Annotated in this window: 12 protein-coding genes; 2 read left to right on the top strand and 10 right to left on the bottom strand. The window is 53.4% G+C overall.

Features of this window, described 5'->3' with window-relative positions; translation table 11 throughout:
* Positions 1–21: 21 nt before the first annotated feature.
* The 8 genes from MHH28_RS01765 to MHH28_RS01730 form a co-directional block, all read right to left on the bottom strand.
* Complete coding sequence (locus MHH28_RS01765; protein WP_341186835.1) at positions 22–900, bottom strand: carbohydrate ABC transporter permease; 879 nt, start codon at positions 898–900, stop codon at positions 22–24.
* Positions 901–956: 56 nt separating this feature from the next.
* Positions 957–1,856: an ABC transporter permease subunit gene (locus MHH28_RS01760; RefSeq protein WP_209992448.1), complete on the bottom strand. Its 900-nt coding sequence runs from the start codon at positions 1,854–1,856 to the stop codon at positions 957–959.
* Positions 1,857–1,930: 74 nt separating this feature from the next.
* Positions 1,931–3,658, bottom strand: coding sequence for an extracellular solute-binding protein (locus MHH28_RS01755; RefSeq protein WP_405110936.1), 1,728 nt, complete (start codon positions 3,656–3,658; stop codon positions 1,931–1,933).
* A gap of 133 nt (positions 3,659–3,791) precedes the next feature.
* The gene (locus tag MHH28_RS01750; RefSeq protein WP_405110933.1) at positions 3,792–4,571 is read right to left on the bottom strand and encodes a response regulator; all 780 of its coding nucleotides are present in this window, start codon (positions 4,569–4,571) and stop codon (positions 3,792–3,794) included.
* A gap of 79 nt (positions 4,572–4,650) precedes the next feature.
* Complete coding sequence (locus MHH28_RS01745; RefSeq protein WP_405110930.1) at positions 4,651–6,210, bottom strand: extracellular solute-binding protein; 1,560 nt, start codon at positions 6,208–6,210, stop codon at positions 4,651–4,653.
* 18 nt (positions 6,211–6,228) lie between these two features.
* The gene (locus tag MHH28_RS01740; RefSeq protein ID WP_405110928.1) at positions 6,229–8,670 is read right to left on the bottom strand and encodes a glycoside hydrolase family 2 TIM barrel-domain containing protein; all 2,442 of its coding nucleotides are present in this window, start codon (positions 8,668–8,670) and stop codon (positions 6,229–6,231) included.
* 36 nt (positions 8,671–8,706) lie between these two features.
* Entirely contained in the window at positions 8,707–9,588 is an 882-nt protein-coding gene (locus tag MHH28_RS01735; protein ID WP_405110925.1) for a carbohydrate ABC transporter permease, read from the bottom strand.
* 17 nt (positions 9,589–9,605) lie between these two features.
* Positions 9,606–10,580, bottom strand: a complete 975-nt coding sequence (locus MHH28_RS01730) for an ABC transporter permease (protein WP_405116792.1) — start codon at positions 10,578–10,580, stop codon at positions 9,606–9,608.
* Positions 10,581–10,810: 230 nt separating this feature from the next.
* Between MHH28_RS01730 and MHH28_RS01725 the strand changes: the two genes are divergently transcribed.
* Entirely contained in the window at positions 10,811–11,635 is an 825-nt protein-coding gene (locus MHH28_RS01725) for an AraC family transcriptional regulator (RefSeq protein ID WP_405110922.1), read from the top strand.
* Between the two features lie 13 nt (positions 11,636–11,648).
* Entirely contained in the window at positions 11,649–12,413 is a 765-nt protein-coding gene (locus MHH28_RS01720; RefSeq protein ID WP_405110921.1) for a helix-turn-helix domain-containing protein, read from the top strand.
* Positions 12,414–12,629: 216 nt separating this feature from the next.
* On the opposite strand, the gene MHH28_RS01715 is transcribed toward MHH28_RS01720, so the two are convergent.
* Both MHH28_RS01715 and MHH28_RS01710 read right to left on the bottom strand, forming a co-directional pair.
* Positions 12,630–14,168: a carboxylesterase/lipase family protein gene (locus tag MHH28_RS01715; RefSeq protein WP_405110918.1), complete on the bottom strand. Its 1,539-nt coding sequence runs from the start codon at positions 14,166–14,168 to the stop codon at positions 12,630–12,632.
* Positions 14,169–14,263: 95 nt separating this feature from the next.
* Positions 14,264–15,769, bottom strand: coding sequence for a WG repeat-containing protein (locus tag MHH28_RS01710; protein ID WP_405110916.1), 1,506 nt, complete (start codon positions 15,767–15,769; stop codon positions 14,264–14,266).
* Positions 15,770–15,780: the final 11 nt, after the last annotated feature.

The following is a 15,780-nucleotide window of genomic DNA, read 5'->3' as shown; positions in this document are numbered from 1 at the left end:
TTATGCATAACTTCCGGGAGGTTATCCTTTGACACTGCCGAGTACAATCCCCTTCACGAAATATTTCTGCAGGAACGGGTAAGCCAGAATAATCGGCAGGGAGCCGAGGAAGATCTGGGAAGACTTCAGCGTCCGGTCGGAGATCAGCGCCAGGTCAAGCATGGCATCACGCGACATATTCGACAGGTTCTGCTGGATGACAATGGTCTGAATATAGCTTTGCAGCGGATAGTTGGCCGGATTCCCCATGAGCAGCAAGCCGTCGAACCAGCTGTTCCAGTGCTCCACCATCGAGAATAAGGCGAGTGTGGCCAGCGCGGGCTTGGAGATCGGCACGAAGATGGACCAGACCGTCCGGAAGTGGCCGGCCCCGTCAATCAGCGCCGCCTCTTCCAGCTCCTTCGGAATCTCCCGGAAAAAGTTAAGCAGCAGCACCACGCTGAACACAGGAACGGCGCCGGGCAGTACAAGCGCCCAGATCGAATCCAGCAGGCCATACTCCTTGAGAGTGGTATACCAGGGGATCAGCCCGCCGTTGAACAGCATCGTGACGAAGAAGGCCCAGGCATAGACGCTGCGGAACCGCAGAGCGTGTGATTCCTTGGATAACGGGTAGGCCACGAGAATCGTCAGCAACAGGTTCAGCGGCGTCCCGATGCCGATCCGGGTCAGGGAGACAAGCATCGACTGCCAGAATTCAGTCCGGCTCATCGTATACATATAGGAAGCGAACGTGAAATCTACCGGCCAGAGCCGGACATATCCGGCGGATGCCGCTGCGCTTGAACTGAAGGACACAGCGACAATATGAATAAGCGGCAGAATGCAGAGCAGTGAGACCAGAATCAGGAAGGTTGCGTTGAGTACCGCAATCCCGTCAAAACGTTTCTTGGGGCGAATGGGAGTCCATTCCTCCGGTTTGGGCGTAAGCTGATGCTCCAAGGGTACTCCCTCCTCTAGAAGATCCGGTATTTGGCAAAGCGGTAAGCCAGGAAATACGAACTGGAGATTAAGGTGAGCGATATGATCGATTTAAAGAAGCCGACGGCAGTCGCTACGCCGTATTGGGCGTCGAGCAGACCGATCCGGTAGACGAAGGTATCCAGGATATCCCCGCTCTCATAGACCTGCGGACTGTACAGATTGAAGACCTGATCGAAGCCCGCGTTCAGCAGCTGCCCCAGACTGAGTACCGACAGCAGGACGATGACCATGCGGATGCCCGGAATCGTAATATGCCAGGTCTTGTGCCAGCGGTTGGCCCCGTCAATGGTAGCGGCTTCATATAATCCGGGATCAATTCCCGTAATAGCCGCCAAGTAGACAATTGTGCCGTAACCGAAGTTCTTCCACACATCCGAGGCAATCAGCGTGAAGGGGAACCAGTCATTGTCGCCGAGGAAGAAGATCTTGGAGACGCCGAACCATCCCAGGAATTCATTCACAATCCCGCCCGATGGAGACAGAATATCAATCAAGATGCCGCCAAGCACGACCCAGGACAAGAAGTACGGCAGATATATCGCAGTCTGCACGGACCGTTTGATCACATTACTGGCCAGCTCGTTCAGCAGAATTGCGAACACCAGCGGAATAATCAGTCCCAGTATCAGCTTGAGACTCGAAATAAACAGCGTATTCCACAGCACCTGTGTGAAGCTTGGCAGATTCATCACATATTCGAAGTTATCGAGGCCTACCCACTTCTGATCCCCGAACAAGCCCTTGGCAGGGATGAATTTCTGGAACGCGATCATGACACCGGCCATGGGGACGTAGGAGAACAGAATGATCATCACCAGTCCCGGCAAAAGCATCAAATGAAGCGGCAGTTCTTTTCGCAGTTTCGCTCTCATCGTTATCCTCCACATCTGCAGGCAAGAATGGAATGGAGGAAGAAAAGGTCGGTGTATTCTTCCTCCATGGCGCCTCATTTCTTAGTCGCTTCGTACCATTCGTTAACCTCTTGCGTAATTTGATCGCCGCCCAGCTTCTTCCAGTCCTTGACGAACTGGTCGAACTTGTCGATAGGATCACCCAGAATGATTTTGACAAACATCTCATTCTGCTGCTTCTCAAGCGTCGTCTTACGTTCGACCATGGTCGGAGTCGGCGCACCGACGAACTTCTCCTGAATGAACTGGTCATTCTTGATGTACTGGTCGGCTATACCCATGGAGCCCTGCTCGCCATAGATCCGTTCCCAGCCCCACAGGGCGAAGCCTTCCGAAGTGCCGGAAGCATAAGATTCCAGCTTCTCCTGTATGGTCTTGGCTTCCCCCACCAGCTTGGAGAAGTCACCGGCCTTGCGGGCGGCATCAATCTCGCGGAACGCGTCCACGTTCTTCGTCACCGGATAAGGCGTAACCGGAGACAGCTGCCAGACACTCTCCGCTTCAGGCGGTGCAAAGTACTTATCGAATTCGGCCGTCTCGCCCCAATTCTTCTCCAGATGCAGATTGAACAATTTGATCACCGCTTCAGGGTGGGCTGCGCCCTTCTTGACGGCGAAGAAGCGGGTGGTACTGAATTTCAGCGGCACCTTCGGCGTGTCACCTGATTCCGAGACAATCGGGAAGGCCTGCCACTGGGCCTTGGGATCATTATCACGGTTAAGCTGCAGCGGCCAGATGGAATTCCACTGCTCGCCGTACTCCATCCCGATCTTGCCGGCCGATATCAGCTCGGAGACCTTGCCGCCGTCTTTCACCCCGAACTCCTGATCCAGCTGGCCCTTCTTCGCCATGTCCTGCAGCGCCTGGAGCGCTTTCTTCACCTCCGGCTGAATGCTGCCATAGACCAGCTTGCCGCTGCCGTCCTCCACCCAGATATTCGGATACGCATTGTATCCGGCCATGAAGCCTTCGAGTCCCATTGCCCCGCCCCACAGATCTTTGGTGATGCCAAGGCCGTAAGTATCCTTCTTGCCGTTCCCGTCCGGGTCCTTATCGGCGAAGGCTTCAGAGATCGCAAGCACATCCGCCATCGTCTTCGGCGGCTGCATGCCCAGCTTCTCCAGCCAATCGGTGCGAATCCAGATGTACATCGACCGTTCAATGGACGATTCCAGGCTCGGAATCGCCATCAGCTTCCCGCCATAGGTCGCCGCATCGAACACACTCGTGCCTTCTCCCGACAGCACCTTCTTGGTGAACGGGGAGGCATACTTCTCGTATAATGCCGTCATATCCTCAATCTGGTCCGAATCGGCCAATTGCTTAAGCTGGGTGGCGTTCACCGGCGTTACATCCGGCAGATCGCCGGAGGCCAGGGTGACATTGATTTTCTGCAAATATTGATCCGAGGTCTGGCTGCCCTTCACAATCCAGTTATATTTGATCTTGATACCCAGCTGATCCTCATACAACTGGGTCCAGCGGTTGTTGTCAATCGTCTCGTCCTTCAATACGCCAAGCACATTATTCTCTACCACATCGCCCAGATCTCTGACGAACGACACCTCAATCGGAGGATCGTATTTGCCGAGCGGACTCTCATCTACCGCTGCGCTTGGCTTCGGGTCATTACCGGCTGCCGCTTCCTTGCCCCCGTTACCGGATTCCAGCTTGCCCGAGCAAGCCGACAACAGCAGTGCAGACAACAGCAGAATGGAAGTGCTCTTCAGCCATACCGGACCTTTTCTTGTACCTGTGTTCATAGTCAACCCCCAGTTCAATGATTGTGGTCTTTAATTGGTTACGCTTTCATTATGGGGGAGGACCCTATTTATTGACAACGCTCACATCTTTACTTCACTTATCCGGCATTGACACAAATCCCAATGCTGCGCATTAACTGCGCTTATCTTGCAGCTCCAGCCCTCCGGCTCCGGTTGATCCTTCGCCACTCGCCGGATACTCCGGTTTGCCCTCTTCGCGGTAAGCGCCCGGTGTCATTCCTGTATACTTCTTGAACACTTTGGTGAAATAGTGCTTGTCCTCGAACCCGACCTTCTTGCCGATTGCGTTCGCGGATAGCCGCCCATGGGACCTGAGCAGCCTCTGGGCCTCCTTGATGCGAAATCCGTTCAGATAATTCACAAACGTATCGCCAGTCACTCTTTTAAACAGACTGCTGATATATTTCGGATGAAGATTCATCAATTCCGCCAGATGGTTGAGCGACAGATCGTTCATATAATGGGTTTTGGTATAGGCCAGAATGCGCTTCGCATGGTTCGAGTACTCCGGATCAGCCTCAGAGGGAAGCTCCTGTTCAATCCGCTCCAGCAGAGCGGCAATCTCATCCTTGCCCAGCGGCTTCAGCAGATAATCCACCACTCCCGTGCGGAGCGCTCTGCGGACATATTCAAATTCATCGTAGCCTGTAAGAATAATAAAACGGTCGCACAGTCCGCTCTCTCTGGCCGCTTCGATGAGCTCGAAGCCATTTTTCTCCGGCATATGAAGATCTGTAATGGTCACATCCGGCATACAGTCTGTCATAAGCTCCAAGGCCTCAAACGCATTGTCTGCCCTGAAAACTTCCGTCCCGAGCGGAGCCGCCTCCCCGATAATCTTCACCAGCCCGTTCAGGATCAGCGGTTCATCGTCTACGATCAATACTCTCATATCTGTCCCCTTCCTCCTGCTGTATTGATGAAAGCAAAATAAGGTAGAGGCTAGGGCGCCTCTACCGGTTGTCCTTGGCTTACTTGAACAAACCCTTCTTCTTCTGGTACGTGTCGTTGGCCCAGTCCACCAGCTGCTGCAAACCCAGGCTCTCGGCAGTCTTCACCAGATTCTCGTAATTTGCCACCGCTTCCGCTTCAGATTTTGCCAGGTAGATCTTAACCTTTTCATTCTTAATCATCTCGTCGATCTTGGTCTTGAGCGTTTTCTCCGCAGAATCCGGTTGTGTCTGGATCAGGCCGAGCTGAGGCTTATAGGTTGTGATCGCCTTCGTCTCCATCAGCGCCTGTGTCTTCTGCTTGCCCGGCACATATCCTCTCATGCCCTCCATGACTCCGTCATTGTACAGCACCCACCAGCCGATGCCGTTCGCATTCATGAAGTCCTGATCAGACGAATTATACTTCAGATCCGGGTGCCCTTCTTCATTCCATGTCCAATGCTCGCCCTCTACCCCGAACATCGTCAGCTTCTTCCCTTCGTCACTGGCCAGGTATTGGAGAAGCTTGATCGAGGCCTCCGGGTTCTTATTCTTCTTGGTGATGAAGGTGCCGGCGAAGCCCAGTCCTGTGCTTACCTTCTTGGCTTCTTTGGTCAATGCGCTCGGCAGCATCTTGAAGGTAAAGGTACCGTTGTTCTTCTGAATGGCGCTGTTATCCGTATCCGCAGTGCCTACGGTGTGGCCATGGGCGAACGCTTTGCCGCTTGTCGCATACTGCTCGTCGATCTGATCATTGGCAAACGCAAAGTTCTCGGCCAGAATGTAGCCATCCCGGTACAGACTGTTCATGAATTTGAAGAACTCCAGCATTTGCGGCTGTCTGATGAAATAATCCACTTTCCCGTCATGCTCGTACCAATTGTCAAACAGGGCCTCGGCACCGAACTGCTGGAGAAAATACTGCTCGATCCAGTTCTTGTCCAGCACCAGCGGCACCATGTCGGGATACTTCTCCTTGACCATACCGAGCACCTTCACGAAGTCATCCAGTGTCTTGATTGGGGGATTCCCCAGCTCCTTCAGGATGTCTTCACGCACCGCAATCCCCGGATTGCCGTCCCCGCCGAGTGCAAATTTATTCTTGGACATCTCTTCCTGGGTGGCGAAGGCATTGCGGACCGTATAGAAGTTGCCGTCATCCATCGTATTGATGGCAATTCGGGTGGCATCCAGCTTGAAGTCCGGCGCATACTTCTCGATCAGCTCATTCCACGAATACGACAGCTTGGCATCGGACATCCGGCCTACGTTGCTGGAGGTGAGCACCAGATCCGGCAGATCGCCTGAAGCAATCATCAGCGGGAGCTGCTTGTCGTCTGTGGCTACGGTTACATTCAGCTTAACGCCTGTCTTCTCGGTGATTTTCTCCGCGATCGGCCCCTTCCACTCCTTGGTTGCCCACCAGGGAAAATCAATGAACAAGGATAATTCTTTTACAGCTCCAACTCCGGCTGTTGCGGCAGCCTCCCCCTGTTTGGCACCTTCGTTATTGCCTCCTCCGCAGGCGGATAATAATCCCAGCGTCAAGGTAACTGCCATGGTTGCCGCAAGCGTCTTGCGGCTTATTGTTTTTGTCAATGTAATCCCTCCATAGTATTAGTTCACAGGAATATCCAGGCTAACCGGCTCCAGCCCGTCAACGCTGACTGTCAGCGTGAAGATTCCCGGCTCAACCCCTGCACGGACAACGGCCAGCAGTCTGCCCTTGAAGGAAGTGAACCGGCCGGTAGTATAATTCTCGGTCGTCTGGGGTCTGCCGGTACCGAAGCCAGCCAGAGATGCTGCGCCTTCTACCCGGGCAACCGCAGTCAGCGAGGCTTCCGGCACGCAATGGCCGGCGGCGTCGATAATCTCAACAACCGCGTAACAGAGCGACTGCCCATCTGCGGCAAGCTCCTTCTTCTCAGGAACAATGCGGATTCCCGCCGGCTCTCCGGCCGAGTGGAGCACATCGCTTGAAACTTTGCTGTCCTTGGTATAACTCACAGCCTCCAAGGTGCCCGGCATATAGGTAAGAACAAATCGCGCCTTGAAGCGGTTAACCTTGCCTGCGGGTTGCCTGCCCAAGCTTACACCGTTCAGAATGAGCTCGACTTCCTCAGCTGCCGAGTAGACTTCGACAGTAACAGGTTCGCCTTCATACCCGATCCAGCTCCAGGCATGCTCGCATTCCGTCCAGCCCCATCCGCTAATCAGCTCGGTTTTGCCGTAGTTTTCAGGACGGTGTGAAGCAATGAAGGTTTCGTCAGAACCCCAGACAATCCGCCGGTAAGCAAGCTGGGGGCGCGCGAAGCCGCACAGATCGAAATCTGCGTCGTAGGACAGGCGCCATGGATACGGGGACTCATGTAAGGTTTTACGCCGTTCGTCCGCCTCCTCCGGTTCCGCGTATAACGTCTTGCCAAGGCCTGCCTCCCCGATGTAATCGAAGCTGGTCCAGTTGAAATCGCCGATAATATAAGGATGGCGTTCTACACCTTCCCAATATTTATCCATATCTCTGGCTATACTCTCGGTCGAGCAGATCACCCGGTCAGGATATTTATGGGCAGCGGCATCGAATTGATGAATCAGATAGTTATAGCCCACAATATCGAGCGGAGCGCAGAAGGCTTCCGTATAGCCATCCCACACCTGCTTGCCGAACTCCGTGTCGAAGTTGACGAACCCTGCCGACTCCTTGGGCGGATTCTTGAGATCATCATAGAAGCGTTCCTGATCCTCATCCTCCAGCCCGCTGAAGAATGTGCATACCGCGTTGGTAACCGGACGGGTGGGGTCCAGTTCTCTGACCCATGCCGTGAGCCGGGCAGCCCACTCATATCCGCCGGACAATCCTCCGCGCTCATTAACTTCATTGCCTGTTGACCACATGATGATGCTGGGATGATTGCGGTCACGCCGGATAAATGCTTCAATGTCAGACTTCCAGTTGCGCTCAAAATACAAACTGTAATCATGCGGATTTTTGTCCATCGTCCACATATCGAAGGCTTCATTCATCACAAGCAAGCCCAGCCGGTCGCAGGCATCCAGCATATCCCTGGACGGCGGATTGTGGGCGCAGCGGATGGCATTGTATCCGTTATCCTTGTGCAGCTTCATTTTGCGGTACTCGCTGTCTCTGTAGGAAGCGGCGCCAAGAATCCCGTGATCATGGTGCACACAGCCGCCTTTCAGTTTGACCGTGCGCCCGTTCAGCATCAGACCGTTCTTCACATCAACAGTGAGCGTCCGGATGCCAAACAGGGTACTGTCACTGTCATAATGTTTATCGCTTCCATTCAGAGATGCAGTAATGCGGTATAGAGACGGGGAATCAATATCCCATAATTCAGCATGATCCACGGCGACTGTCACCCGGCCCACGGCCTTCCCGGCCGCAGGTACATAGACTTGCACCCTTCCGCTTCCTGCCTCAGCTCCTCCGGCTTCCTTCTCCAGTTTGAGGTCTACCCACACACTGGCGGGGGTATCCGCATGATTCGCTACCGTTGTCTCCACAATAATGAACGCTGTGCCGCCCACGATATGCGAGGTGCGGGCATAGATTCCCCATGGTACGATATGCAGCTTCGGACTGGTTAACAGATCGACATGGCGGTATAGGCCTGACCCCGTGTACCAGCGGGAGTTGGGTTGTGCGGCATTATTCACCGTCACCGCGAGCCGGTTCGGCTTACCGGGCCTCATATAAGGCGTGAGATCAGCATGGAATGGCGTATATCCATAATGATGCTGGGCTACGGTATGCCCGTTGAGTACCACAGTGGTGTTCATATACGCGCCGTCGAATTCGACCAGCACTCTTTTCCCCTCAGCCTCGGCCGGGATATCCAGCATCTTGGTGTAAGTACCGATCCCGCCGCCGTAATATCCGGTTGCTCTCCCGCCGGGAGCCTCCGCCCACGTATCCGTTTCAATCGTGAAGTCATGCGGCAGATGAACGATCCTCGCCTGCCCGTTGTCCTTGCTTTGAATGTGAAACGGCTTCCCGTGTTCAAACTCCCAATTCCGGTCCAGATTCTCTCTAAGCAATGTTTATCTCTCCCTGTTTTGTTTTCAGCATCCTGATTAACCTTTGACAGAACCTAACATAATCCCGTGTACAAAATACTTCTGCAGGAACGGATACACGCAGATGATCGGCAAGATGGAGACGACCATCGAGGTGACCTGCAAGGAAAAGCTGGTAACTCCGCCGCCAGGCCGGTTGGCCACAGCCACCGAATCCATCGGGGCATTGCTCTGGTTGATGATCTCCATCATGCGGAACGTAAGCGTCCTCAGATTCTCGGATTGGACGAAATACGCGGAGTCCAGCCAGGAATTCCATTGGCCCACCCCCATGAACAGTGCCATTGTGGCAAGCAGCGGCATCGAGACCGGCAGGATGATGCGGAAGTAAATCACGAATTCGCCGGCGCCGTCCATGTGAGCGGATTCCTTCAATTCACCGGGAATCTCCCGGAAGAACGAGATGGCGATCAGCAAGAAAAACGTATTCAGCATAGAAGGAACAATGTACACGCCAAACGAATTCAGCAGCCCCAATGAACGCAGCACCACGTAATACGGAATCAGGCCGCCGGAGAAGTACATTGCGAAGATAATCAAGGTGAAATAAAATTTACTGAACAGCAGATCCCGGTGAGACAGCGCGTAGGCTACGAGACTGGTGAGCAGAAGACCGAGCGCGGTGCCGGAGACCGTGCGGGCCACAGTAACCAGGAACGCCTTCATCCATTTGGGGTCTTCTAGGAAAATCCTGTAATTCTCAAAGGTTACACTCCGGGGCCATAAATACATTCCGCCCAATAATGTGTCAGATCCCTTGTTAAACGAAGCAATCAGTACATAATAAAAGGGATATAGCATGGTCAGGGCAATAATGGAAAGAAGCAAATAAACGATGCTGTCCATGACCCGATCTTTTTGTTTTTGACTCTTGAGCACAGGTACCGCTCCTTTCTCTAGAATAGACTTGAGCCTGAGACGCGCTTCGCTATGAAGTTGCTGGAGAAGATTAGAATGACCGAGATGGCGGACTGGATTAAATCAATCGCACTTGCATAAGAGAACCGGCCGTCGCTTAACCCCACCTTGAACGCATAGGTCTGCACTATTTCCGAGGTCGGATTATTAATGCTGTTCCCCAGGAGATACGCCTGTTCAAAGTTAGAGCCCACCAGCCCGCCTCCAAGAATACTGCCGATGGTCAGAACCAGCACGACGACGATGGTCCCCTTCATTCCCGGAAGTGTGATATGGCGGATGCGGGCCAGCCTGCCAGCCCCGTCAATCTCAGCGGCTTCGTAAAGTGAAGGATTGATACCTGTAATCGCGGCCAGAAAAATAATCGTCCACCAGCCCATCTCTTTCCACACGGCACTCCCTACAGCGAGGCCCCAGAAATAATTCGGACTCGTCAGAATATTAAGCGGCTGGTCGATGAACCCGGCTTGCAGCAGCGCTTTATTCACAAGCCCCATATCTGCGGACAGGAACGCATAGGAGACTCCGACCACTACTACCCATGAGATAAAATGAGGCAAATAGCTGATCGTCTGCACGAACCGTTTGAACGGCATGCTTTTCACTTCGTTGAGCAGAATGGCCAGCACGATAGGAGCAGGAAAGGCAAAGATCACCTTCAGGAAGCTGAGCACAAGTGTATTCCTGACGATCTTACCAAACTGATAATCGTGGATAAATTCATCGAAATACCGGAGTCCCACCCAATCACTTGTAAAAATCCCCTTGATCCCGTCGGAAATGCTATAGTCCTTAAATGCCATCAGAATACCGAACATTGGGGTGTAGGAAAAAATCACCAGAAAAATCATGCCGAGCCCGACAAATAAATGGAGCACTCTTTGTTTTTTAAACCGCTTCCATATCTGGCCCCGGTGAACCTCTGCGCCGGTTAAGTTTGTTTCGAGTTGCATCATTCGTTCCTCCTTTACCTGTAGTTTATCTCCCTGAGGATGGCAGCGTAAGCTAACATTTTCTAGAAAGCGTTGTCACTTTTATATATCGGGCACCGTTTTCTAAAACAAAAATAGTTTATTGTTTTCATTATAATGATCAATAATCCTTGACGAAATAATAATATTATACTATTAATGAAACTATATTAAGATTTTGTCTGGTAAAAGAAGGGGGGGGTGGCGGCTGCATGAAAACTTATTATTTACCCAATTTTACGGAATTCCGTTTTTTCTGCTTTCCGCATTCTATCGGAAATTTCATCCGGCCGGACGATCATAATGTGAACCGGCCGAATGGGGTCAGAGATTTCAGTTTGCATTATATCGCCAGTGGAAGCGGGGATATTGAAATCGGGGATAGAACCTTCACATTAGGCGCTGGAGATGCCTTTCTCCATTTCCCGAACGACCGTATGCGCTATTACTGCTCCGAGTCAGACCCGTGGAATATCTTCTGGATTCAGTTTAACGGCAATGCACTCCAGGCTTACTTTCTGGATAACCGGTATTCCGGTTCTTCGATCTGGACACTGAAGAACGCTTCTCTGCTGCATTCAGCTTTCGAGGATTTATTTCATGAGCTTGAACACTATAATTTCCTCCGCCCCTCCCGGATCTCAACCTTAACGTATAGCGTAATTATTGAATTTGTCAGCAATTCGCTTCCATTCTCATCCTACCGCAGCACCAATCATCTGGATAAAATAACCTCTCTATTGCCCGAAATGCAACAAAAAGCCCACCTTCCATTTGAGCTGGAATGGTGGGCGGGCAAAGCAGGACTGACACCGAATTATTTCTGCAGTCTGTTTAAAAAGGCGACGAAAATGACTCCTGTCTCTTATATCACCAAATGCCGGATTCAAAAAAGCAAGCAATTATTGCTGGGCCATCCCTCTATGTCCATCAAAGAGGTTGCCATCCTCTCCGGGTATCCGGGCATCAGCTACTTCAATAAGAAATTCATGGAATCCGAAGGAATTACGCCAGGTGAATTCCGCGAGATTCATTAGGAGGAGAGCGCGAATGGCCCTTATTCATTATGTGGAATGCAATACGACACACGCTGCGGGCTTTGTCGTGGATGTCCCCGCAGGCTCGCAGTGGCTCCTGGTCATGACCAAGACCCCGGCCCAGTTCTGGGTGCATGGGGGACTTAAGGTATACCCTGCGCACACGGTGGTCCTTTACCGCCCGCAGCAGAAGGTCTATTACGGAGCGCACGGCGGCCCGTTCGCCAATGACTGGATTCGCTTTGACACAGATGAGCCGTATATTACGGAATCGCCGCTGCCCTTCGGCATCCCCTTTGCCTTAAGTGATCCCGACTCCTGCCGGAAGCTGGTGGAGCTGCTGGTCAGCGAGCATCATTTTGACCGGAACTACAAGGCCTCCTCCATCGAGCTGCTGCTGCGGGCCCTGTTCAACAAGCTGTGGGAATCCTACTTCCAGGACAATATTACCCCGCAATACTACAAGCTGCTGAAGCTGCGCACGTTAATTCAGAGTAACCCCGGAGAATACTGGACCGTCTCCAGAATGGCCGATGTGCTTGAGATTAGTCCAGGCTATCTCCAGAATATTTACAAAAAAAATTTCGGCCTCTCCTGCATGGAGGATGTCATCAACAGCCGGATTCGCATGGCCAAGGAGTACCTGATCCACAGCACCGAGAACATCGCCGAGGTCGCCGCACGGTGCGGGTATCCGAACGTGGAGCATTTCTGCCGTCAATTCAAGCAGATGACCGGGTATACTCCGCGCAATTACCAGCGGCAGAGCAGAGGTTAGATATATTGAACTAATGATTTTTATGTTTTAGGATTGCCGTGACTCCAGAGAAGTTTTGGACTTCCGGCCGCTGCCCAGTTTGAATTTCCTGAATTAAACCGCATTACCGGTAGAAATTCAAACACAAAGGCGGACGCTACCGCTCCTACAGTTCCAAAATTCCCCTCCGCCACTTTTCCTTTAACTTAAACATTATACCGCGCACTCCTGCGCTTCTCAGCTCTGAACCGGCTTCTTAGCCTTCTTGAAATACTGCTTCAACAGAAAATCCACTACCGCTCCGGGCGGTTCTCTCAAGAACTCCGCCCGATCTGCGAACAGCATCCCGTAAGGTGCTTCCGGGGTGTAAGGTTCCCAGCGCGGCAAGTCTTCGCCGGTGGAATCCGGTCCGTTCGGGTCGCCGGTACGGATGAAATGCGCGGTATAATTGCACATCTGGCGGGCCAGATCGTAATGCTTGCCGACAAACGGCCGCCAGCACTTGGCCAGCGTCTCGAAGAAGAACCACAGATCGACGGAGTGGAAGGTGCCCGGGTTATCCCAGCCGGGAATCTCGGCATCGAAATTATAGTAATAGAGCGGCGTGCCGCCTCCGGTATCAGCATTTGCCTGCCCAGCGATCCGGATCGCGTATTCGATCCCGCTTACCGCTGCCCGCTGTGCCGCTTCTTGCACATTATCCGGCTTAGCGCCACTAAGCTTCAGGAAGGTCTCCGCATCTTCCCCGAACATGTCCGCTGCAAGCTGCTTGAACTCCTCGTAAGACTGCACCTTCGGAGTGCTGAAGAATTCGGACGAGGTATGGCCGAGCATCACCGGCACCTGCCAGCGTTTATTTTGGATGAATAAATCAAACGGATTGCCCACCTGGAACTTCTGGTCGACCACCGTCCCCCAGAACCCTCCAAGCGCCACGGCCTTGTCCCGCAAATAGACTGCATCCAGCTTCCGCGCTTCTGCAAGAGTGGACACGCCGAGATATTTGAAGAACTCGATGCCCTCCTGCTCCGCCTCCTGTAGCGTGCCCCGGAGCGGCGGCAGCAGAGTTCCCGGATACAGCTTAGTGAAGATACCGCTTTCAACAATCGCCCGCTGAAACAGGCCTTCATTCTGCGGAGAGGTGAGCTGGCTCATGACACTGCCGCCGCCCGCAGACTGCCCGCCGATGGTGATGTTGTCCGGGTCGCCGCCAAAGGCAGCAATATTGCGCTTCACCCAGAGGGTAGCCGCCTGCTGGTCGAGATTTCCGAAGTTGGCGGGCGCTTCCGGCGCTTCCGCCGTAATCTCGGGGTGGCAAAGGAAGCCGAAGATATTCAGCCGGTAGTTAATCGTCACAACTACGATCCCTCTGCGGGCTATCCGTTCACCGTCGAACTCCATCTCCGCCGGATGGCCCACCTGCAGCCCGCCGCCGAAATACCATACATAGACCGGCAGCTTCTCGTCCGCTTGCTTGGCGGGAGTCCACACGTTCAGGTACAGGCAATCCTCGCTCATCGCAATATCCGGCTCTACCGCCCATTCACGGGTATAGATGTTGTTGTCATCCAGCTCCTGTCTGACCTGCATGGAGACAGGCGCGAACTCGTGGGCATGCAGCACCCCTTCCCAGTCTTCGGCAGGCTGCGGCGCCCGCCAGCGGTTCTCGCCTACAGGCGGTGCCGCGAACGGAATCCCTTTAAAGCTCGTGATCCGGGGATCGGCTGCGGGCAGGCCTTTTACCGTACCATTCTCCACATTGACCAATCTAAGCATATTACCGTCTCCTTTACATCCACATCGTTGCTTACCCCCAAATTTTAATAGACCCCTTGCCCCAAAACAATGATCTAAGCAGGATCATAATTGATCTATTCTAACATGCCGGTGCTCCATACCACTCTACCAGCTTTATTGATCAGATGAGCTTCGTAGACATCATTGTACTCAATGAACCCTTTGCCCGCCCCGGCCGTAAAGTCCCAAAAATAGGAGTACATTGGCTTGACAATCACCTGTCCGGCGAGAGTCTTGAAGCCATATCCGCCCGTATCATTGTAGGAGGCGATGCCATCGCCGAACCCAGTAACCTCGCCGGTTCCCGGAACGGTGATGATCTTCCCCTTGGTATCGACAAGACGATGCGTATAATCATGCTTGCCGCTCAGTGTCAGCAGAATATGCCCGTCACGGAACTGTCCGAGAAAAGTGCTGCCGCCGCTATACTGGGGCTTCACAATCCATTTGCCTGCGGTATCGATGAGACCGCTTTTACCGTTCACCGTTGCCGTAGCCACCCCTTCCGAGAAAGGAGTCGCTGAATCATAGACCGGCTTAATCGCCCACTTGCCTGCAGTGTCGATGAAGCCTGTCCGGAGGACGCTTTTGCCGCCTGCCGTGGTTCGTACCGTTACAGCCGCCAGACCATCCGAGAAGGACTCGCTGTTCAACAGCCCGGGGATCGGCGGGATCACCATCTGGCCGTTGTGGTTAATATAATAGGTCTTGCCTGTTCTAGTCACCTTCGCCAGCCCGTCCGAGAAATCCTCCGCCCGATTGTAGATCCCCGGAATAATAACCTTCCCCGCGCGGTTCATGTAGCCCATTCTCACGGTAACGCCGCCGTTCTCCGTCTTGACCAGATCCTTGAACCAGGCCAGTCCTTCACTGAACCGTCCAAGCTGGTAGTGCGGCGCATCAATGGCAAGCTCCCCTGCACGGTTCATGTAACCGGCGGTATAACCCGACTTCTTCACCGGCAGCAGGTCATCATAACCGAAATCCAGCGGGGAGGTGTACGGGGTCTGCAACTGCAACTGCCCCTGATTGTTCACGAATACGGTCTCGCCCTTATCCTTGAAGTTGAACCAATACTGGCGTTCGAGCTGCTCCTTCGCATCCCCTGATACGGGACGAAGCTGTATGAGGTTGGTGCCCGGTACGGCAGAGTGGCCTTGACCGCCCAGTGCCCCGGCCAGCGCCAGATCGATGAACCAGGCACCGTTGTAGTTGCGAGGAATCTGCGCCATCAGCTGTACTTTGGCACCGCCGTCATAATCGAGCAATGCTGTTTTGGTGCCCAGCCGGATGACCGCTTTGCGCCCCTCTTTATGGGTAAGTACAATCTCCTTGCTGTTCACTGAGACGAATGTATAACCGAACCGCTCCGCAATGGAGCGGAGCGGCACCATCACCACCCCATCCACCTCTATCGGCCCCTCCGGCAACAATAAATGCTCACCCTGATCAAAGATCTCCCAGCGGTCGGCATAGGCCGTGGCCCCGCCAAGTCCGAAGCAAGCGGCCAGCGCGATCAGGCCAGCGGCCAGAACCGCCGTGAGCGGGTGCTTGTAACGCCATGAACGAGATAAATGCATAGTAGGAATCC

This window comes from Paenibacillus sp. FSL K6-1217, assembly GCF_045040735.1.
Taxonomy (GTDB): Bacteria; Bacillota; Bacilli; order Paenibacillales; family Paenibacillaceae; genus Paenibacillus_AQ.
Note: the sequence above shows the minus strand (reverse complement) of the source record. Positions and strands in the feature narration are given on the sequence as shown.